Source organism: Streptomyces sp. NPDC091416, assembly GCF_044756845.1.
GTDB lineage: Bacteria > Actinomycetota > Actinomycetes > Streptomycetales > Streptomycetaceae > Streptomyces.
The window spans coordinates 1,031,882-1,050,862 of record NZ_JBIVTU010000001.1 but is presented as its reverse complement, the minus strand read 5'-3'; the positions used below and the strand labels follow the sequence as shown (position 1 = coordinate 1,050,862).

Genomic DNA, 18,981 nt, shown 5'->3' with positions numbered 1-18,981 from the left:
CGTGGAGAATCTCATTGCGCTGCTCGTCGCGGCGCCCCTGCTCGGAGCGGTGGTGCTGCTCTGCGGCGGCCGACGCCTCGACCGCGTGGGCCACTGGCTGGGCACCGCGCTCGCCGGCGCCTCCTTCGTCGTCGCCGTGGTGCTCTTCACCGACATGCTCGGGAAGGGCGCCGAGGACCGCGCGCTGCACCAGAAGCTGTTCAGCTGGATCCCGGTCGAGGGATTCCAGGCCGATGTGGCCTTCCAGCTCGACCAGCTGTCGATGACCTTCGTGCTGCTGATCACGAGTGTGGGCACCCTGATCCACATCTACTCGATCGGCTACATGGAGCACGACGAGCGCCGGCGCCGCTTCTTCGGCTATCTGAACCTGTTCGTCGCGGCGATGCTGATCCTGGTCATCGCCGACAACTACCTGCTGCTGTACGTCGGGTGGGAAGGCGTCGGTCTGGCGTCGTACCTGCTCATCGGCTTCTGGCAGCACAAGCCCAGCGCGGCCACCGCCGCCAAGAAGGCGTTCCTGGTCAACCGGGTCGGCGACATGGGCCTGTCGATCGCGATCATGCTGATGTTCACCACCTTCGGCACCTTCGCCTTCGGCCCCGTCCTCGAAGCGACCGGGGAGACGAGCGAGGGCAAGCTGACGGCGATCGGCCTGATGCTGCTCCTCGCCGCCTGCGGCAAGTCCGCCCAGGTGCCGCTGCAGTCCTGGCTCGGTGACGCGATGGAGGGCCCGACCCCGGTCTCGGCCCTGATCCACGCCGCCACCATGGTGACCGCGGGCGTCTACCTGATCGTCCGGTCCGGCGCGATCTTCAACGGAGCCCCGGACGCCCAGCTGGTCGTCGTGGTCGTCGGAGCGGTCACGCTGCTCTTCGGTGCGATCGTCGGTTGCGCGAAGGACGACATCAAGAAGGCCCTCGCCGGGTCGACGATGTCGCAGATCGGCTACATGATCCTGGCCGCCGGCCTCGGCCCCATCGGCTACGTCTTCGCGATCATGCACCTGGTGACGCACGGCTTCTTCAAGGCCGGGCTCTTCCTCGGCGCCGGTTCGGTCATGCACGGCATGAACGACGAGGTGGACATGCGGAGGTACGGCGGCCTGCGGAAGTACATGCCGGTCACCTTCGTCACCTTCGGCCTCGGTTACCTCGCGATCATCGGCTTCCCCGGTCTGTCCGGCTTCTTCTCCAAGGACAAGATCATCGAAGCGGCCTTCGCCAAGGGCGGCACCGAGGGCTGGATCCTCGGCGCGGTCACCCTGCTGGGCGCCGCGATCACCGCGTTCTACATGACGCGCGTGATGCTGATGACGTTCTTCGGCGAGAAGCGCTGGCAGCCGGACGCGGAGGGCCACGACCCGCATCCGCACGAGTCCCCGAAGTCCATGACCATCCCCATGATCGTCCTGGCGTTCGGCTCGGTCTTCGCCGGAGGCTTCTTCTCCATCGGTGACCGATTCCTGCACTGGCTGGAGCCCGTCACGGGCCACAGCCACGGGGATGCCCCGGTCAGCGCGACCACCGTCACGGCCGCCACCATGGTGGTGCTCGTCATCGGTGTCGCCATCGCCTGGGCGATGTACGGACGCAGGGCCGTGCCCGCGGTCGCCCCGCGCGGCTCGCTGCTCACCCGGGCAGCCCGCCGCGATCTCCTCCAGGACGACTTCAACCACGTGGTCCTGGTCCGCGGCGGCGAGCACCTCACCCGCTCCCTGGTCTACGTCGACCACTCACTGGTCGACGGCGTCGTCAACGGCACGGCCGCCTCCATGGGCGGGCTCTCCGGCCGGCTGCGCAAACTGCAGAACGGCTACGCCCGCACCTACGCGGTCTCGATGTTCGGCGGTACGGCGGTTCTCATCGCCGCGACCCTGCTGATGAGGGCGGTCTGATCACATGTCCTTTCCCCTCCTGACAGCGACGGCGGCGCTCCCGGCGATCGGCGCGGTCGCCACCGCCGCCGTCCCGGCAGCCCGGCGCACCGCCGCCAAATGGCTGGCGCTCGCCTTCTCGCTCGGCACCCTGGTGCTGGCGGGCATCGCGCTCGCCCGCTTCGAGCCCGGCGGCAGCCGCTACCAGCTCACCGAATCGCACGCCTGGATCAAGGACTTCGGCGTGCGGTACGAGCTGGGGGTGGACGGCATCGGGCTGGCGCTCATGGCGCTCACCGCCCTGCTGATCCCCTTCGTCATCCTGGCCGGCTGGCACGACGCCGACCCGCTGGAGACGAACTCCTCCCGCTGGCGCCCCACCCAGGGCTTCTTCGCCCTGATCCTGATGGTGGAAGCGATGGTGGTCCTCTCCTTCGTGGCCACCGACGTCTTCCTCTTCTACATCCTGTTCGAAGCCATGCTCATCCCGATGTACTTCCTCATCGGCGGCTTCGGGGACCGGGCCCACTCCGGGAGCGACGAGAACGCGGCGGCCCAGCGCTCGTACGCGGCCGTCAAGTTCCTCCTCTACAACCTGGTCGGCGGCCTCATCATGCTGGCCGCCGTGATCGGGCTCTACGTGGTGACGGGGACGTTCTCGCTCTCCGAGATCGCCGCCGCCCGCGCCGACGGCTCGCTCTCCATGGCGACCAGCACCGAACGCTGGCTCTTCCTCGGGTTCTTCTTCGCCTTCGCGGTGAAGGCCCCGCTGTGGCCGCTGCACACCTGGCTGCCCAACGCCATGGGCGAGGCGACCACCCCCGTCGCCGTGCTGATCACCGCGGTCGTCGACAAGGTCGGCACCTTCGCGATGCTGCGCTTCTGTCTCCAGCTCTTCCCGGAGGCCAGCAAGTGGGCCACTCCGGTGGTCCTGGTGCTGGCGCTGATCAGCATCGTCTACGGGGCGCTGCTCGCCGTCGGCCAGCGCGACATCAAGCGGCTGATCGCCTACGCGTCGATCTCGCACTTCGGCTTCATCATCCTGGGCATCTTCGCGATGACCAGCCAGGGCCAGTCGGGCGCGACGCTCTACATGGTCAACCACGGCATCTCGACGGCCGCGCTGATGCTGGTGGCGGGCTTCCTGATCACCCGGCGCGGCTCGCGGCTCATCGCCGACTACGGCGGGGTGCAGAAGGTGGCGCCGGTCCTGGCCGGCACGTTCCTGATCGGTGGCCTGGCCACGCTGTCGCTCCCGGGGCTCGCCCCGTTCGTCAGCGAGTTCCTCGTCCTGGTCGGCGCGTTCGCCGCGTACCCGGCGGTCGGCATCATCGCCACCACCGGGATCGTGCTCGCCGCGATCTACGTCCTCGTCCTCTACCAGCGGACGATGACCGGTCCGGTGAAGGCCGAGGTCCAGGGCATGGCGGACCTCAAGGTCCGTGAGCTGGTGGTCGTCGTCCCGCTGATCGCGCTGCTGATCTTCCTGGGCGTCTACCCGAAGCCGCTGACGGAGATCGTCAACCCGGCGGTGCAGCACACCATGTCGGACGTACAGAAGAAGGACCCCCAGCCCGAGGTGGAGGCCGCCAAGTGAGCGCAACAGCTGTCCACAGCCTGTGGACCATGGCGGGCGGGGTGACATCGGCCGCCCCGGAGGAGAAGTTCAAGGCCCCCGTCATCGAGTACACCCAGCTGACGCCCGTCCTGATCGTCATCGGAGTCGCCGTTCTGGGCGTGCTCGCCGAGGCCTTCGTGCCGCGCCGGGCCCGTTACTACACCCAGGTGTTCCTGACCGTCGCCGCCCTGGTCGCCGCGTTCGCCGCGGTGATCGGCCTGGCCGCCGCCGGATACGGCACGACCAAGGCACACATCGCCGCGATGGGCGCCGTCGCCGTCGACGGACCCGCCCTGTTCCTCCAGGGCACCATCCTGCTGACGTCGCTGGTCGCCGTATTCACGTTCGCCGAGCGGCGCCTCGACCCCGCGTCGCACGGCAGCCGCGTCGACTCGTTCGCCGCACAGGCCGCCTCGGTCCCCGGCAGCGACAGCGAGAAGGCCGCGGTCAAGGCCGGGTTCACCACCACCGAGGTCTTCCCGCTGCTCCTCTTCGCGGTGGCGGGCATGCTGGTCTTCCCGGCGGCCAACGATCTGCTGACGCTCTTCGTGGCCCTGGAAGTCTTCTCGCTCCCGCTCTACCTCCTGTGCGCCGTCGCCCGCCGCAAGCGGCTGATGTCGCAGGAGGCCGCGGTGAAGTACTTCCTGCTCGGCGCCTTCTCCTCGGCGTTCCTGCTCTTCGGGATCGCCCTGCTCTACGGGTACGCGGGCTCCGTCTCGTACGCGCAGATCGCCACCGTCGTCGAAGGCTCGATCCAGCAGATCGACCCGGCACTCGCCGACACCATGGGCAACGACGTGCTGCTGCTGATCGGCGGCGCGATGATCCTGACCGGTCTGCTCTTCAAGGTCGGCGCCGTCCCGTTCCACATGTGGACCCCGGACGTCTACCAGGGCGCCCCGACCCCGGTCACCGGCTTCATGGCCGCGGCCACGAAGGTCGCCGCGTTCGGTGCGCTGCTGCGCCTGCTGTACGTGGTGCTGCCCGGCCTCACCTGGGACCTGCGCCCGGTCATGTGGGGCATCGCGATCGTCACGATGGTGGGTGGCGCGGTCGTCGCCATCACCCAGACCGACATCAAGCGGCTGCTGGCCTACTCCTCGATCGCGCACGCCGGATTCATCCTCGCCGGTGTCATCGCGGCCACCCCGCAGGGCATCTCCTCGGTGCTCTTCTACCTGGCCACGTACTCCTTCGTGACGGTCGGCGCCTTCGCCGTCGTCACCCTGGTGCGCGACGCGGGCGGCGAGGCGACGCACCTGTCGAAGTGGGCCGGCCTCGGCCGGCGCTCCCCGCTGGTCGCCGCCGTCTTCGCGGTGTTCCTGCTGGCCTTCGCCGGTATCCCGCTCACCTCGGGCTTCTCCGGAAAGTTCGCGGTGTTCAAGGCCGCGGCCGAGGGCGGTGCGAGCGGACTGGTCGTCGTCGGTGTGATCTCCTCGGCGATCGCCGCGTTCTTCTACATCCGGGTCATCGTGCTGATGTTCTTCAGCGAGCCGAAGGCGGACGGCCCCACGGTCGCCGTCCCGTCCCCGCTGACGATGACGACGATCGCCGTCGGTGTCGCGGTCACCCTGGTGCTGGGCCTGGCCCCGCAGTACTTCCTGGACCTGGCGAGCCAGGCGGGAGTGTTCGTGAGGTAGCGGGACGCACCACCGCTTCGACGGCGCCGGACGGGCTTGGAAAGTCAAGCCCGTCCGGCTCTGTCGTAGGCGGCGCCTATCGTGGCAGGGGAGAGCACAGGGACAGAACGGAACAGATGTCGGGGGACAGGGCAATGGGCGGGACGGCATGACAGGCGTGACAGAGATGGCCACAGAGACGACCGAGAGCGACGCGCGGCAGACGCTCCACCGGGTCTTCGGGTACGAGGCGTTCCGCGGCGAGCAGGAAGCCGTCGTCGACCATGTGGTGGCCGGCGGGGACGCCGTCGTGCTCATGCCGACCGGCGGCGGCAAGTCCCTCTGCTACCAGATCCCGTCCCTGGTCAGACGGGGTACGGGCGTCGTCGTTTCCCCGCTGATCGCCCTGATGCAGGACCAGGTCGACGCGCTGCGGGCGCTCGGTGTGCGGGCCGGGTTCATCAACTCCACGCAGGACTTCGACGAGCGCCGCTCGATGGAGGCCCAGTTCATCGCCGGTGAGCTCGACCTGCTGTACCTCGCCCCCGAGCGGCTCCGCCTGGACTCCACCCTCGGCCTGCTCTCCCGCGGCGAGATCTCCGTCTTCGCGATCGACGAGGCACACTGCGTCGCCCAGTGGGGCCACGACTTCCGGCCCGACTACCTGGCCCTGTCCGTCCTGGGCGAGCGCTGGCCCGACGTCCCGCGCATCGCCCTGACGGCCACGGCGACGGGCGCCACGCACCGCGAGATCACCCAGCGCCTCGGCATGCCCGACGCCAAGCACTTCGTGGCCAGCTTCGACCGCCCCAACATCCAGTACCGCATCGTGGGGAAGTCGGACCCGAAGAAGCAGCTGCTCTCCTTCCTGAAGGAGGAGCACGCGGGCGACGCGGGCATCGTCTACTGCCTCTCGCGCAACTCCACCGAGAAGACCGCCGAGTACCTCTGCCGCAACGGCATCGAGGCCGTTCCGTACCACGCGGGCCTGGACGCCGGGACCCGCGCGAGGCACCAGTCCCGCTTCCTGCGCGAGGAGGGCCTCGTCGTCGTCGCGACGATCGCCTTCGGCATGGGCATCGACAAGCCGGACGTCCGCTTCGTCGCCCACCTCGACCTGCCGAAGTCCGTCGAGGGCTACTACCAGGAGACCGGCCGGGCCGGCCGTGACGGAGCCCCGTCGACGGCGTGGATGGCGTACGGACTCCAGGACGTCGTCCAGCAGCGCAAGCTCATCCAGGGCGGAGAGGGCGATGAGGCCTTCCGCCGCCGGGCCGCCGCACACCTGGACTCCATGCTGGCGCTCTGCGAGACCGTCCAGTGCCGCCGGGCCCAGCTGCTCACCTACTTCGGCCAGGACCCCACGGCGTCCTCCTGCGGCAACTGCGACACCTGCCTGAACCCGCCCGAGACCTGGGACGGCACGGTGGTCTCCCAGAAGCTGCTGTCCACGGTGGTCCGGCTGAAGCGGGAACGCGGGCAGAAGTTCGGCGCCGGCCAGATCATCGACATCCTGCTGGGCCGCAAGACCGCCAAGGTCATCCAGTTCGACCACGACCAGCTCTCGGTGTTCGGCATCGGCGAGGAACTGGCCGAGGCGGAATGGCGCGGTGTGGTCCGCCAGCTGCTGGCCCAGGGCCTGATCGCCGTCGAGGGCGAGTACGGCACGCTGGTCCTCACGGAGGAGAGCGGCACGGTGCTCGGCCGGGAGCGCGAGGTGCTGCTGCGCAAGGAGGCCCCGAAGCCCGCCTCCCGTTCCTCCTCGTCGAAGGGCGAGCGGAAGGCGAAGTCCTCGGCAGCCGCCGCTGAGCTCCCGGCACAGGCGCTCCCGGTCTTCGAGGCGCTGCGCGCCTGGCGCGGCGCCCAGGCCAAGGAGCTGGGCCTCCCGGCGTATGTGATCTTCCACGACGCCACGCTGCGCGAGATCGCGACCCTGCGTCCGTCGTCGCTCGGCGAGCTGGGCGGGATCAGCGGCCTGGGCGAGAAGAAGCTGGCGACGTACGGGGAGGGCGTGCTGGAGGTGCTGGCGGGGCTCCCGGGCGACGCGGAATCCACTGCCGCTGCGGGCCCGCCCCCGGCTGAGGTACCGGCTCCCATCGCGCCGGCCCGGTCTACGGGCCCGTCCGCCGCCCCGGCCCCGGCGACGGCCCCGTCCGCGGCCCCGGTCGCCGACCCGGAGTTCGGCTGGGACGAGGAGCCGCCGGAGTACGAGTGAGGCGAGGAGCGGGGTGTGGTGGATCTACTGCGGGTCCGCCGCCCGGCGCCGCGAGACGATCGCGGTGAGGTCGAGATCGGCCGGGAAGGGAGCGGAGACCTTCATCCGGTCGTGGAAGATCCCGGTGGAGGTGTAGGCACCGGTCGCGGGCTCCAGCTCGAAGACGTAGACGACCGCGCGGCCGTCCTGGTTCTCCACCCGCCAGTAGTGCGGGATCCTCGCCCGCGCGTACTTCACGGGTTTGGTCTCCCGGTCACGGGTGACGGACTCGTCGGACACGACCTCGATCGCGAGCAGCACACTGCTCGCGGGGAAGCGCGTCTGCCGCAGGCTCTCGACCGCGTCCGCGCGGACGACGACCACATCGGGTTCGGGCCGGTTCTGGAAGTCGACGTCGATGGTGAATTCCCGGAAGACCTCCAGATCGAGCGGTGCCAGCGACTGCAACTGCCATTTGAGGTAGTCGATCGCACGCTCGTGAAAAACGGTCTGCGGACCCACGAATACCAAGCTCCCGTCGATCAGCTCCGTGTGCGGAGGCAGATTCGGAAGCGTGTCCAGGTCATCGGCGGTCCAGCCGCCCACGGGCGGGACCGCCCACCGCGGCTCGGGGGCCTCGGGTTCGACGCTCATCAGTGCTCCCATGCGCCGGAGTCTGGCGGTCCGACCAGCGTATCCGCACCGAACCGGCACGGGCCTGCCTGAACGTGTGAACGACTCACGCGCCGTTGACCACACCCACCCCCCGCCCCGCATACGCCCGCACATCCGCGTCCCGGTCCGCCACCGCCCCCGCCAGCGCCTCCCGCGCCGCCGCGTGCCCCGGATGACGGAGCAGCGCCAGCACCGCCGCCTTGCGCACATCGGCATTCGGGTCGTCGAGCGCACCGGCCAGCGGCGGGACCGCCCGCTCCGGGTCCGCCGAGGACAGTGCCGTCGCCGCGCCCGCGCGCACCTGCCAGGCCGGGTCCGCGAGCGCCGCCACCGCCCGTTCGGCGTACGCGGGCGGGCACCCCGTCCCCGCGAGCGCGGCCAGGGCCGCCGCGCGGACCAGCGCGTCCGGGTCGTCCAGCAGCGGGGCGAGCGGGCCGGGCGCGGGGGAGCGGACAGCGGCCAGTCCCTTCGCCACCGCCACCCGCACCTCGCGTGCCGAGTCGGAGGCCGCCCGGACCAGCCCGTCCACCGCGTCCACGGACACCAGGGCCCGCACGGTCTCGACCCGCACATCGAGATCCGGGTCGCTCAGCGTGCCGGCGAACAACTCCGGGTCCCCGAGCCGCAGCGCCCGCAGCGTGTCGAGGGAGGCGGCGCGGACCAGCGGGTCGGCCGAGGTCAGCGCGGTGACCAGGGGCGCGCGCAGGGCGGGCGAGGGCTCCAGCACCTCGACCAGTTCGCGCAGGGACGCCGCGACGGCCGCGCGCACGGCAGGCGCCGGATCGGCGAGCGCGGCCGCCAGGGCGGGACCGGCACCCTGCGGGGTGGACTCGGTGAGCGCGGCGACGGCGGCGCGGCGGACCGCCGGGTCGGGATCGTCCAGGTACGGGGCGAGGGCGGCCAGCCCGGGTTCGCCCTCGCTCAGCGCCAGCAGCTCAAGGATGCGCGGCGATGTGGACGGGCCGGTCCCGGTCACGGTGACCGCGGCCGTGCGCGCGGACCCGGACACCGGCGCCGCGTCCCGCGGCCCCGCCGTCCCCACACCCTCCGGCTCCACCTCGCCGATATGCCGTACCGGGCCCCCGGCCGGGGCGAACCCCTCCACCGGGACCAGATACGGAGCCACCGGCCGGGCCGTGAACTCCATCGCCCCGGACGCCGACTTGTACAGGTCCAGGTGGTGGAACCAGTCCGTGTCGTCCCGCTCCGGATGGTCCGTGCGCTCGTGGTAGAGGCCCCAGCGGGACTCCGTGCGGGCCAGCGAGGAACGGGCCGCCATCTCCGCGCAGTCCCGGATGAACGACACCTCCGCGCACCGCATCAGCTCGTGCGGTGTCTTCGCGCCCATCTCCGCGAGGTCGGTACGCATCCGCTCGAACGACTCCAGGGCGATCGACAGCCGGGCGCCGGACTTCGGCGGCGCCACGTAGTCGTTCACGAAGCGGCGCAGCTTGTACTCGACCTGGGGCTGCGGCGGCCCGTCCGGGTTGCGCAGCGGCCGGTAGACCAGTTCGTGCGCCGCCCGCAGCTGGTCGGCCGGCAGCTCGCCCTCGTACGCCGTGAACCGTGCCGCGTCCGCCCCGGCCAGGTCGCCGAAGACGAACGCGCCGATCATGTAGTTGTGCGGGACGCAGGCGAGGTCCCCGGCGGCGTAGAGCCGGTCCACCGTGGTGCGGGCGTGGTCGTCGACGCGGACGCCGGAGGCCGAGTGGCCGCCGCACAGGCCGATCTCGGAGATGTGCATCTCGATGTCGTGGGTGCGGTAGTCGTGACCGCGTCCGGCGTGGAACGTGCCGCGGGTGGGCCGCTCGGTGGAGTGCAGGATCGTCTCCAGCGCGCTGACGGACTCCTCCGGCAGATGGCTCAGCTTCAGGTAGACCGGACCGCGGTCGGAGGCGACCTCGGCCGCGAACTCCGCCATCATCCGGCCCGACCAGTAGTCGGAGTCCACGAAGCGTTCGCCGTGCCGGTTGACCTGGTACCCGCCGAAGGGGTTGGCGACGTAGGCGCAGGCCGGGCCGTTGTAGTCCTTGATCAGCGGGTTGATCTGGAAGCACTCGATGCCGGTCAGCTCGGCGCCCGCGTGGTACGCCATGGCGTAGCCGTCACCGGCGTTGGTCGGGTTCTCGTACGTTCCGTAGAGGTAGCCGGAGGCCGGAAGCCCGAGCCGTCCGCACGGCCCGGTGGCGAGGATGACGGCACCCGCCCGCACCGTGACGAACCGGCCCGTGCGGGTGTGGAAGGCGGCCGCGCCGATCGCCCGCCCGTCGTCGCCGGTGAGGACGCGCACCGGCATGACGCGGTTCTCGATCCGGATGCGTTCGCGCATCTCGCGGCGGCGCAGCTGCCGGTAGAGGACCTTCTTCACGTCCTTGCCCTCGGGCATCGGCAGGACGTACGAGCCGGAGCGGTGGACCTGGCGCACCGCGTACTCGCCGTGCTCGTCCTTCTCGAACTTCACCCCGTACGACTCCAGCCGCCGCACCATCGCGAAGCCGCGCGTCGCGGTCCGGCGGACGGTGGACTGGTCGACGATGCCGTCGTTGGCGCGGGTGATCTCGGCGACGTAGTCGTCGGGCTCGGCGCGGCCCGGGATCACGGCGTTGTTCACGCCGTCCATGCCCATGGCGAGCGCGCCGGAGTGGCGGACGTGCGCCTTCTCCAGCAGCAGGACGGAAGCACCGCGCTCGGCGGCGGTGAGGGCCGCCATCGTGCCGGCCGTACCGCCGCCGACGACCAGCACGTCGCAGGAGAGTTCCTCGGCGTCGGCCAGGGCGGGGATCTGCACGGGAGGGCCTTTCAGGAGAAGGAAGGTGACGGCGTGAGGGATTCCAGGACCTCGCGGCGCAGCGCGACCGTCGCCGGATCGGCGTGGGCGGCGCGTTCGCGCGGACGCGGCACGGGCAGTACCCGGCCGGTCGACAGCAGCGCGACGCGGTCGCCGAGGAACAGCGCCTCGTCCACGTCGTGGGTGACGAAGACGACCGTGGCGCCGGTGCCCCGGAGCACGTCGACGAGCAGCTGCTGCATCCCGGCCCTGGTCTGGGCGTCGAGCGCGCCGAACGGTTCGTCCATCAGGACCGCCCGGGGGCCGGCCGCCAGGGCGCGGGCCAGCTGGACGCGCTGGCGCTGGCCGCCGGAGAGCCGGTGCGGGAGCTTGGCGGTGTGCTCGGCCAGGCCGACCCGGGCCAGCCAGTCCTCGGCGCGCTCCCGCCGATCGGCGCGGGCCACCTTCTGGATGGCCAGGGGCAGTTCGACGTTGGCGCGGACCGTGCGCCAGGGCAGCAGCGCATCGTCCTGGAAGACGAGGGCCCGTTCGGCGCGGGGCGCGGTGACGGGTTCGCCGTCCTGGCTCACCTCACCGCCGAGCGCCGGGAGCAGCCCGGCCAGGGTGCGCAGCAGCGTCGACTTGCCGCAGCCGGACGGGCCGACGACGGTGAGGATCTCGCCGGGGACGACGTCGAGGTCGACCCCGTCCAGTACTGGCGCACCGGCCCGGCCGAGCACGGCGCCGCGCAGGGTGAGGCGAACGCCGTGGGCGTCGGTGGTCATGAGCGCACCCGTTCCTGTGCTGTCGTACGGACCGGGGGGACGGCGGCCGCCGCCGGTGCGTGACCGCGTCGTGCGGGGGCGGCCGGACGGTTCTCCGTGCGCGGCAGCCACCGGGTCAGCCTGCGGCCCAGCAGTTCCACGGCCGTCGAGGTCAGCCAGCCGAGCAGTCCGATGGTGGCCATGCCGACGAAGACGCCCGGATAGTCGACGACCGTGTAGTCCTGCCAGGTCCGGTAGCCGACTCCGTACTCGCCGGAGATCATCTCGGCCGAGATCACACAGATCCACGACACCCCGATGCCGACGGACAGCCCGCCGAGGATGCCGGGCAGCGCCCCGGGCAGCACGACGGACCACAGGATCCGCCACCGCCCGCCGCCCATCGTCAGGACGGCCTCCTCCCACACCGGCGTCAGCGCCCGTACCGCGTGCCGGGTGGAGACCATGACGGGGAAGAACGCCGCGGTGCAGGTGATGAAGACGATGCCCTGCTCGTTGCTGGGGAACAGCAGGATCGCGACCGGCACCAGCGCGATCGCCGGGACCGGGCGCAGGACCTCCAGGACCGGGCCCAGCAGGTCGGCGGCGAGCCGGGACCGGGCGACGGTCGTGCCGACGGTGACGCCGAGGACGGCGGCCAGCGTGAACCCGGTGACGATCCTCGTCAGGCTGTCGGTGAGGTCCTGCCAGTACGCGTCGCCCGCGACCCGGTCCGCGTAGGCGCGCGCCACCTCCGTGACCGTCGGGAACTGCTCGAAGCGCAGCCACAGGTTGATGTCGTAGGAGGTCAGCGCCTGCCACAGAGCGAGCGCCGCGACGAGCGAGAGCGCCCGGCGCACGAAGGACCACGGACCGCTCATGAGGCGGCCCGGGCCAGGTCCAGCGCCGTGGCGTAGGAGACCGTACGGGCGCCGGGACGGGCTGCCGCGTAGGCGCGGGCGGCGGACCCGGTGACGTAGGGCCGCAGTTCGTCCCCGTCGAGGACCCATACCGCCCGGTCCGCGAACCACAGGGTGCCGGTGGACGCGTCGGGGACGTACGCCGTCCGGACCGCGTCCCGGTGCGCGGACACGTACCGCAGCAGTTCGGCGGAGGTGGCGAACGCCGTCGTGGTGTCCTTCCCCTTCAGCCACACCTCGCCGCCGCGCCGGGCGGGCGGGCCGGCGGCGAGGGCCTTGGCGTAGCCGGTTCCGTACACCCGCCTGAGGTAGCTGTCGTCGACGAACGCGTCCACGTCGACGTCGCCGACGAGCTTCGCCGACCGCAGCACCGGGACGTCCTTCTTCAGCGCCGCGATCAGGGCGGGCTTCAGCGTGGTGTCGAAGGTGGCGATGCCCTGCGAGCCGTTGTAGAGGTGGACGACCTCGGCGGGCAGGCCGGTGGCCTTCGCGACGGATTCGGACGCCGCCACCGGGTGCTGGTGCAGATATCCGGTCGCCCGGCCCTGGGCCCGGAGGAAGTCCTCCACGACCGCAGGCCGCTTCTTCGCGAAGTCCTGGCGGACCGTGACCCCGTGGAAGGTCGGCAGCTTCAGCTCGGCACCGTCGTACAGCGCCTTCGCCCGGCCCTGGAACGCGAGCAGCCCGGGCCAGGCCACGAACTGGGAGAGGGCGTCCGCACTGCCCGCCTGGAGCGCCGAAGCACCCACCGCGGGCTGCTGGTTGAGCTTGCGGATGTCCTTCTCCGGGTCGAGTCCGGCCTGCTGGAGCGCGCGGACGAGGGTGCCGTCGGCCGCCGAGCCGACGCTCGTGGAGACCTTCTTTCCGCGCAGGTCGGTGAGCGAGTCCAGCGTCGAATCCGGGGCGGTGACCACGGTGTTGAGGCCGCCCGCGAGGTTGTAGCCGGTGACGGAGACGAGGCGGGTGGGGCGGTTCAGCTGCGTGCCCCGGGCCGCGTTGATCAGCAGCGGGAAGTCACCCATCGAGCCGATGTCGATCTTTCCCGCGGTCATCTGCGCGGTGATGGGAGCGCCGGTGGCGTAGTCCTGCCACTTCACCTTGTACGTGACGCCGTCCCGCTGCCCGCGGCTGCGCAGTTCGTCCTCGAAGTAGCCGAGGGAGCGCAGCAGGGTGCCGGCCGTGACCGTGTTGATCGTCCGTGACTGGTAGCCGACGGTCACGGTGACCGTGCCCCCGTCGTCGGCGCTCGCCCCGCCACCGCAGCCCGTGGTGAGGGTGACGAGGAGCGCGGCGCCCGCGAGCGCGCCGAATGCCTTGCTTCGCATGGGAGTCGGGGCCTTTCAGCGCAGGAGGTAGGGCATGTTGACGGTCACCGCGTCGGTCGGGCACCGGGCCGCGCACGGGCCGCAGTACCAGCACTCGTCGACGTGCATGTACGCCTTGCCGCTGTCCGGGTGGATGGCGAGGGAGTCGAGCGGGCACATGTCGACGCAGAGCGTGCATCCGTCGATGCACTTCGACTCGTCGATGGTCACGGGCACGTCGGCCCGCTGGGGCGCCAGAGGCATGGCGGGGCTCCAGGGAAGGGTGTGGGAGAGGGAGACGGGTCAGCAGGACCGGTGCAGCAGGGCGTTCATGCTGATGCGGTCGCCGCGGAACCGGATGAACTCCAGGTCGACGGGGCGCCCGTCGGCGAGATGGGTGAGGCGCTCCAGCATCAGGACGGCGGAGCCGCGCGGGATCTCCAGGACGGCGGCGGAGTGCGCGTCGGCGTTGACGGCCTCCAGGGTGATGTCGGCACTGCCCAGCGGCTGCCCGGCCAGGGACTCCAGCAGCCGGAACACGTCGGTGTTCTCCAGGTCGGCGCCGAGGAGCCCGGCCCCGAGGTCCATCGGGACGTAGGTGAGGTCGAGGGAGAGCGGCAGCCCGTTCAGCAGCCGGCGCCGCTCGATGTAGAGCACGTCGGTGTGCTCGGCCACGCCGAGCCGCCGGGCGACGGGGGCGGGTGCGGGGACCGGTCCGACGGTACGGACCTCGTTGGTGACCCTGCCGTGTTCGTGCAGGGTCTCGGCCAGCCCCTGGAGCCGGTCCAGGGCGTGCGGGTACCGCTCGCCGACGACGACGGTGCCGACGCCCGGCTGCCGTTCGACGAGGCCCTCGCCGCGCAGCAGATCGAGGGCCTGGCGAACGGTGTTGCGGGACACGCGGTAGTCGGTGCCGATGGTGTCCTCGTACGGCAGGACACCACCCGGGAACGCACCCGTGCGCACCTGGTGGCGCAGCAGGTCGGCGAGGAGCCGGGCGCCGTCCGCACGCAGCCGGCGCCGGCGGGCGGCGGCGACGGGCACGGTGTGCTCGCGGATGCGTTCGGCTGGCATGCGGTGGACCATACCGACGCCGCGCCGGAGATGGTGTTGCCGCAGTGTTGCGCCACTTGAGGACCGTTACGGAACGGCTGTGACCTGCGCAGACGTGGCCCGATGCAGAAAGATCTGCCACCGGTGCCGGGTCAGGAGTCGCTGCCGGGGTTCGTCCCCGCCGATCCCGCCCGCCTCCCGGAACGATCCGACGCGTCCCGGCGGACGTTGCGGTACACCGCGTAGGCGGGCCACCGCTCGTGGATCAGTGACCGCATCGCCGAACGGGACGTCGATCCGACGCCGGGCACCTGCCGGTCGAGACCGGCCGCCGCCACGAGCGAGGCCAGCGCACGGCTGCGGTGGTCCGGGAGTCCGGCCCGCTCGGCGGCCGCGTACCGCTCCCGGACGTGGACCGCGTAGCTCTGCGGCCCCGCCGGGTGGCGGTGGTAGGGCACCAGGCCGAGGAAGCGGCGGGTCTCCCGGAGCAGGACACCGCGCCGCACCGCGTCCTCCAGATACATGCCCCCGGCCGGCTGCCCGGCGCGCCGGACCCAGCCCTGGGCCGTGACGCCCGAGCGGCCCTTGCCCGGCGCGGGCAGGCTCCGCATCAGCGCGGCCAGGAGCGGGTCCGCCGGCTCCAGCGGGTTGACCACCTGGATCTCGCCCCGCTGCCCGGTGACCCGCCCCTGCAGTTCCAGCTCCGCCAGGGCCGCCCCGGCCAGCGCGTACTCGAGGGTCCGGTTGCGGCAGTACGGTGTGCCGCGCTGCGGGTCGAGCGCGAGCAGCAGCAGTTCCTCGGGCAGCGTGGGGCCGGGGGGCCGGTTCATGCCGCGGGCACGATGCGGCCGGTCACTTCGCCCAGGCCGACGCGGGTGCCGTCCGGGCCCGGGGCCCAGGCCGTCAGCGTCACGGTGTCGCCGTCCTCCAGGAACGTCCGCTTGCCCTCCGGGAGTTCCAGCGGGTCGCGGCCGTTCCAGGTGAGTTCGAGCAGGGAGCCCCGCTGGGCCGGCTCGGCGCCGCTGATGGTGCCGGAGCCGTACAGGTCACCGCTGCGCAGCGAGGCGCCGTTGACCGTCATCTGCGCCAGCTGCTGGGCAGCCGTCCAGTACATCGTGGAGAACGGCGGCTCGGAGACGACCTGGCCGTTGATCGCGACGGAGAGCCGCAGGTCGAAGCCGCCGAGCTCCTCCTCGTCCGCGTCGTCGAGGTAGGGCAGCAGCGGGAAGTCGCGGGCGGGCGGCGCGGTCCGGGCGGCATCCAGGGCCTCCAGCGGTGTCACCCAGGCGGCCACCGAAGTGGCGAAGGACTTGCCGAGGAACGGGCCCAGCGGGACGTACTCCCAGGCCTGGATGTCCCGCGCCGACCAGTCGTTGAGCAGCGACAGGCCGAAGACGTGGTCGCGGAAGTCGGCCAGCGGCACCGGCCGGCCCTGCTCCGAGCCGACGCCGACGACGAAGCCGACCTCGGCCTCGATGTCCAGCTTGACGGACGGGCCGAAGACGGGAGCGGGGTCGGTGGGGGCCTTGCGCTGCCCCGACGGACGCACCACGTCCGTACCGGAGACCACGACCGTGCCCGCCCTGCCGTGGTAACCGATCGGCAGATGCTTCCAGTTGGGCGTGAGCGGGTCGCCGTCCGGGCGGAAGATCCGGCCGACGTTGCCGGCGTGGTGCTCGCTGGCGTAGAAGTCGACGTAGTCCGCCACCCGGTAGGGCAGATGGAGCGTCACGGAGTCGACGGGGTACAGCAGCGGCTCGATGTCCGCGCGGTGGGCCGGCACCGTCACCCAGGCGGTCAGCGCCCGGCGCACATCGCTCCAGGCGGTGCGGCCGGCCGCGAACAGGGCCATCAGGTCGGGCTGGGCCAGCAGTTGCGCATAGGGCGAACCCAGCGCGTGCGCCGCCGCCCCGGCGTCCAGTACGTGGCCGCCGATGCGGACGCCGACCCGCCGCTCGTCGGGCCGGTCTGCGGTGGAGAAGACACCGTACGGAAGGTGGTGCGGACCGAAGGGGTCGCCCTCGGTCAGTTCGAGCGGGCTGCTCTGCTCGGGCATCTGTTGCTGCCTCGCTTTCCAGGTCACTGTGGGGGACACGTTACGTGGGGGACATCCCCGCGCGGCACTGTCCCAACCGCCCTCAATGCCCTGGAAAGCGCTGCTGTGGCCGAGCTGTCCGGTCGTGCTATCCGGCCGTGCGCGGGATGCGCTTCTCCCAGGTCCGGTGGAAGACGACCTCGCCGCCCTCCTTGCACACCACCTCGTTGGACGTGATGAAGTCGCCCGCGTCCGCGGAGATCTCGGAGCGCGTCTCGACCTGCACGTCCCAGGACATCTCCGGCCGGTGCAGCCGGATCGTCCAGTCGGAGCGGGTGTGCGCGGAGAGCGGATCGCTCTCCTGGATCGTGTACGTCTCCACCGCGTCCTCGGTGAACTCCAGACCGTCCGGGTAGACGCGCGTGCCGCCGTACCGGGGGTCGACCTCCATCCGCCACTCACCCTTGGCGACGTCACGGATCACCAGTCGCTCGGGGCGCTGTTCGTCGAGCGTGGCGGGGAAGACGACGCCGAGCGGCTCGGACTGCTCGGGTTCCTCGAAGTGGATCGAGGGGTCCTCGGTGTGCCGGCGCACCGGGAGTTCGACGAAGCTGCCGTCGGCGTCCAGCGTGAAGCCCTTCGAACCGGCCTGCGGCCAGATCCACGGCCAGTACGAGGACGAGACCGCGAGCCTGATCCGGTGGCCGGGCGGGAAGGTGTGCCCGATGCCGTTCAGGTCGAAGGTGACGTCCTCGGTCTCGCCGACGGGCCAGTCCTCGGTGCGGTCCCTGCCGTCGCGGGCGGCGAGGTTGAGGACGCCGCGGGTGACGAGGGTGGAGGAGCCGTCGGGGGCGACGTCGCAGAGCCGGGCGATCGCCTGGCCGCGCGGGACGTCCATCCGGATCCGCAGCCTCACCCGCGGGCGGCCGAGGATCTCGATCGGGGCGGCTTCCACGGGGAACTCGAAGCACACCGACTTGGCGTCCTCGTCACGCTGGTCGGGCGGCAGGTCGGCGTCGTTGCCGAACGGGAAGAACCGCCCCGCGTCCAGCCCGGTCTGCTGCGGCGAGTCGACGATCTGCGGCCCGCCCTGGAGCGCGTACGCGACCGGTGCGACGTTCTCCGACGGCCAGCTGGTCTCACCGACCCAGCGGCCGGGCAGCGTCTCGTAGACCGTGGCCGGCCGGTGCGACTCGCTGATCCAGGACCGCAGCAGGGGCTCCGCCATGATCCCGGTGTCCTTGTCCTTCAGGTGCTGGTCCCACCAGCGCAGCGTCTCCTGGAGGAAGCCGATGCCGGGACCGGGCGGCAGTCCGCGGTCGGGGTACTGGTGCGACCAGGGCCCGATCAGCCCGCGGACCTTCGCCGGGTCCAGGTGCTCGACGAGCCGGAGCACGGTGTCGCGGTACGGGTCGTGCCAGCCGCCGACCGCGAGGACGTTCGCCTTGACGGCGGAGTAGTCCTCGCAGACGCTGCCGTGCTTCCAGTAGTCGTCGCGTGCCTGATGGGCCAGCCAGGTGTGGATGAAGGGGTCCACGGCTTCGAGCCGGTCCAGCCACATCTGCCGCCAGTCGTCCCCGACGTCCGCCGGGTCGGGCGGCCGGCAGACGAAGGCCAGCATGGTGGCCGCCCAGGCGTGCATGTCCACGGCGAGGACCGAGCCGCCCATGTAGTGGACGTCGTTGTCGTAGCGGTCGTCGGCCGAGCACACCGTGACGATGGCCTTCAGCGGCTCGGGGGCGAGCGCGGCGATCTGGAGCGAGTTGAATCCGCCCCACGAGATGCCGAACATGCCGACCCGGCCCGAGCACCACTCCTGCTGGGCCAGCCAGTGGATGACGGCGACCCCGTCCGCGAGCTCCGTCGCGTCGTACTCGTCGCCCGGCATGCCCTCGCTGTTGCCGTGCCCGCGCACGTCGACCCGGACCGAGGCGTAGCCGTGGCCGGCGTACCAGGGATGGCGCTGCCAGTCCCGCGGCGCGGTCCAGTCGCTCAGCCGGTAGGGCAGGTACTCCAGCAGCGCGGGCACCGGTTCGTCGGTGACCGGCCGCCAGATCCGGGCGTACAGCTGAGTGCCGTCCGGCAGCGGGATGTAGAGGTCCTCGCGCGTCGTCTCGTACGGGAACGCGGTCTGGATGTGCATGGGGGGATACCTC

The 18,981-nt window shown here is 71.5% G+C and carries 14 protein-coding genes; 4 read left to right on the top strand and 10 right to left on the bottom strand.

From position 1 onward, the window contains the following. Position 1: 1 nt before the first annotated feature. The 4 genes from nuoL to recQ all read left to right on the top strand — a co-directional run bounded on the left by nuoL (position 2) and on the right by recQ (position 7,328). Positions 2–1,897, top strand: coding sequence for an NADH-quinone oxidoreductase subunit L (gene nuoL, locus ACIQMX_RS04655; protein WP_363071378.1), 1,896 nt, complete (start codon positions 2–4; stop codon positions 1,895–1,897). Positions 1,898–1,901: 4 nt separating this feature from the next. Then, positions 1,902–3,473: an NADH-quinone oxidoreductase subunit M gene (locus ACIQMX_RS04650; RefSeq protein ID WP_363071380.1), complete on the top strand. Its 1,572-nt coding sequence runs from the start codon at positions 1,902–1,904 to the stop codon at positions 3,471–3,473. Then, positions 3,470–5,134 carry an NADH-quinone oxidoreductase subunit NuoN gene (gene nuoN, locus ACIQMX_RS04645; RefSeq protein ID WP_402474897.1) on the top strand — a complete coding sequence of 555 codons (1,665 nt, stop codon included), beginning with the start codon at positions 3,470–3,472 and terminating at the stop codon, positions 5,132–5,134. Before ACIQMX_RS04650 ends, nuoN begins: the two co-directional genes overlap by 4 nt. A gap of 166 nt (positions 5,135–5,300) precedes the next feature. Further along, entirely contained in the window at positions 5,301–7,328 is a 2,028-nt protein-coding gene (gene recQ, locus ACIQMX_RS04640) for a DNA helicase RecQ (protein WP_402474895.1), read from the top strand. 24 nt (positions 7,329–7,352) lie between these two features. Here recQ and ACIQMX_RS04635 read toward each other — a convergent pair whose 3' ends face one another. The 10 genes from ACIQMX_RS04635 to ACIQMX_RS04590 form a co-directional block, all read right to left on the bottom strand. Beyond that, the gene (locus tag ACIQMX_RS04635) at positions 7,353–7,961 is read right to left on the bottom strand and encodes a Uma2 family endonuclease (RefSeq protein WP_402475595.1); all 609 of its coding nucleotides are present in this window, start codon (positions 7,959–7,961) and stop codon (positions 7,353–7,355) included. A gap of 85 nt (positions 7,962–8,046) precedes the next feature. Then, positions 8,047–10,770 (bottom strand): fumarate reductase/succinate dehydrogenase flavoprotein subunit, encoded by a 2,724-nt coding sequence (locus tag ACIQMX_RS04630; RefSeq protein WP_402474893.1) that lies wholly within the window; start codon positions 10,768–10,770, stop codon positions 8,047–8,049. 11 nt (positions 10,771–10,781) lie between these two features. After that, positions 10,782–11,534 carry an ABC transporter ATP-binding protein gene (locus ACIQMX_RS04625; RefSeq protein ID WP_402474889.1) on the bottom strand — a complete coding sequence of 251 codons (753 nt, stop codon included), beginning with the start codon at positions 11,532–11,534 and terminating at the stop codon, positions 10,782–10,784. Further along, entirely contained in the window at positions 11,531–12,394 is an 864-nt protein-coding gene (locus ACIQMX_RS04620) for an ABC transporter permease (protein ID WP_402474886.1), read from the bottom strand. The genes ACIQMX_RS04625 and ACIQMX_RS04620 overlap by 4 nt, the downstream gene beginning before the upstream one ends. Beyond that, positions 12,391–13,758, bottom strand: a complete 1,368-nt coding sequence (locus ACIQMX_RS04615; protein ID WP_402474883.1) for an ABC transporter substrate-binding protein — start codon at positions 13,756–13,758, stop codon at positions 12,391–12,393. Before ACIQMX_RS04615 ends, ACIQMX_RS04620 begins: the two co-directional genes overlap by 4 nt. Before the next feature lie 15 nt (positions 13,759–13,773). Beyond that, positions 13,774–14,001, bottom strand: coding sequence for a ferredoxin family protein (locus ACIQMX_RS04610; RefSeq protein WP_033297536.1), 228 nt, complete (start codon positions 13,999–14,001; stop codon positions 13,774–13,776). Between the two features lie 39 nt (positions 14,002–14,040). After that, positions 14,041–14,811 carry a GntR family transcriptional regulator gene (locus ACIQMX_RS04605; protein ID WP_363071395.1) on the bottom strand — a complete coding sequence of 257 codons (771 nt, stop codon included), beginning with the start codon at positions 14,809–14,811 and terminating at the stop codon, positions 14,041–14,043. A gap of 131 nt (positions 14,812–14,942) precedes the next feature. Then, entirely contained in the window at positions 14,943–15,620 is a 678-nt protein-coding gene (locus ACIQMX_RS04600) for a GPP34 family phosphoprotein (protein WP_363071397.1), read from the bottom strand. Continuing rightward, positions 15,617–16,846 (bottom strand): fumarylacetoacetase, encoded by a 1,230-nt coding sequence (fahA, locus tag ACIQMX_RS04595; protein ID WP_363071399.1) that lies wholly within the window; start codon positions 16,844–16,846, stop codon positions 15,617–15,619. Before fahA ends, ACIQMX_RS04600 begins: the two co-directional genes overlap by 4 nt. A gap of 127 nt (positions 16,847–16,973) precedes the next feature. After that, a complete protein-coding gene (locus tag ACIQMX_RS04590; protein WP_363071401.1) occupies positions 16,974–18,968 on the bottom strand; it encodes a CocE/NonD family hydrolase in 1,995 nt (664 codons plus the stop codon). Positions 18,969–18,981 lie beyond the last annotated feature (13 nt).

Excerpts from the sequence above, each read along its gene's own strand:
- ACIQMX_RS04620 (WP_402474886.1), bottom strand. The coding sequence starts at position 12,394 with ATGAGCGGTCCGTGGTCCTTCGTGCGCCGGGCGCTCTCGCTCGTCGCG.
- ACIQMX_RS04615 (WP_402474883.1), bottom strand. The coding sequence starts at position 13,758 with ATGCGAAGCAAGGCATTCGGCGCGCTCGCGGGCGCCGCGCTCCTCGTC.
- ACIQMX_RS04635 (WP_402475595.1), bottom strand. The coding sequence starts at position 7,961 with ATGAGCGTCGAACCCGAGGCCCCCGAGCCGCGGTGGGCGGTCCCGCCC.
- ACIQMX_RS04590 (WP_363071401.1), bottom strand. The coding sequence starts at position 18,968 with ATGCACATCCAGACCGCGTTCCCGTACGAGACGACGCGCGAGGACCTC.
- ACIQMX_RS04650 (WP_363071380.1), top strand. The coding sequence starts at position 1,902 with ATGTCCTTTCCCCTCCTGACAGCGACGGCGGCGCTCCCGGCGATCGGC.
- ACIQMX_RS04605 (WP_363071395.1), bottom strand. The coding sequence starts at position 14,811 with ATGCCAGCCGAACGCATCCGCGAGCACACCGTGCCCGTCGCCGCCGCC.
- fahA (WP_363071399.1), bottom strand. The coding sequence starts at position 16,846 with ATGCCCGAGCAGAGCAGCCCGCTCGAACTGACCGAGGGCGACCCCTTC.
- ACIQMX_RS04600 (WP_363071397.1), bottom strand. The coding sequence starts at position 15,620 with ATGAACCGGCCCCCCGGCCCCACGCTGCCCGAGGAACTGCTGCTGCTC.
- ACIQMX_RS04625 (WP_402474889.1), bottom strand. The coding sequence starts at position 11,534 with ATGACCACCGACGCCCACGGCGTTCGCCTCACCCTGCGCGGCGCCGTG.
- ACIQMX_RS04610 (WP_033297536.1), bottom strand. The coding sequence starts at position 14,001 with ATGCCTCTGGCGCCCCAGCGGGCCGACGTGCCCGTGACCATCGACGAG.
- recQ (WP_402474895.1), top strand. The coding sequence starts at position 5,301 with ATGGCCACAGAGACGACCGAGAGCGACGCGCGGCAGACGCTCCACCGG.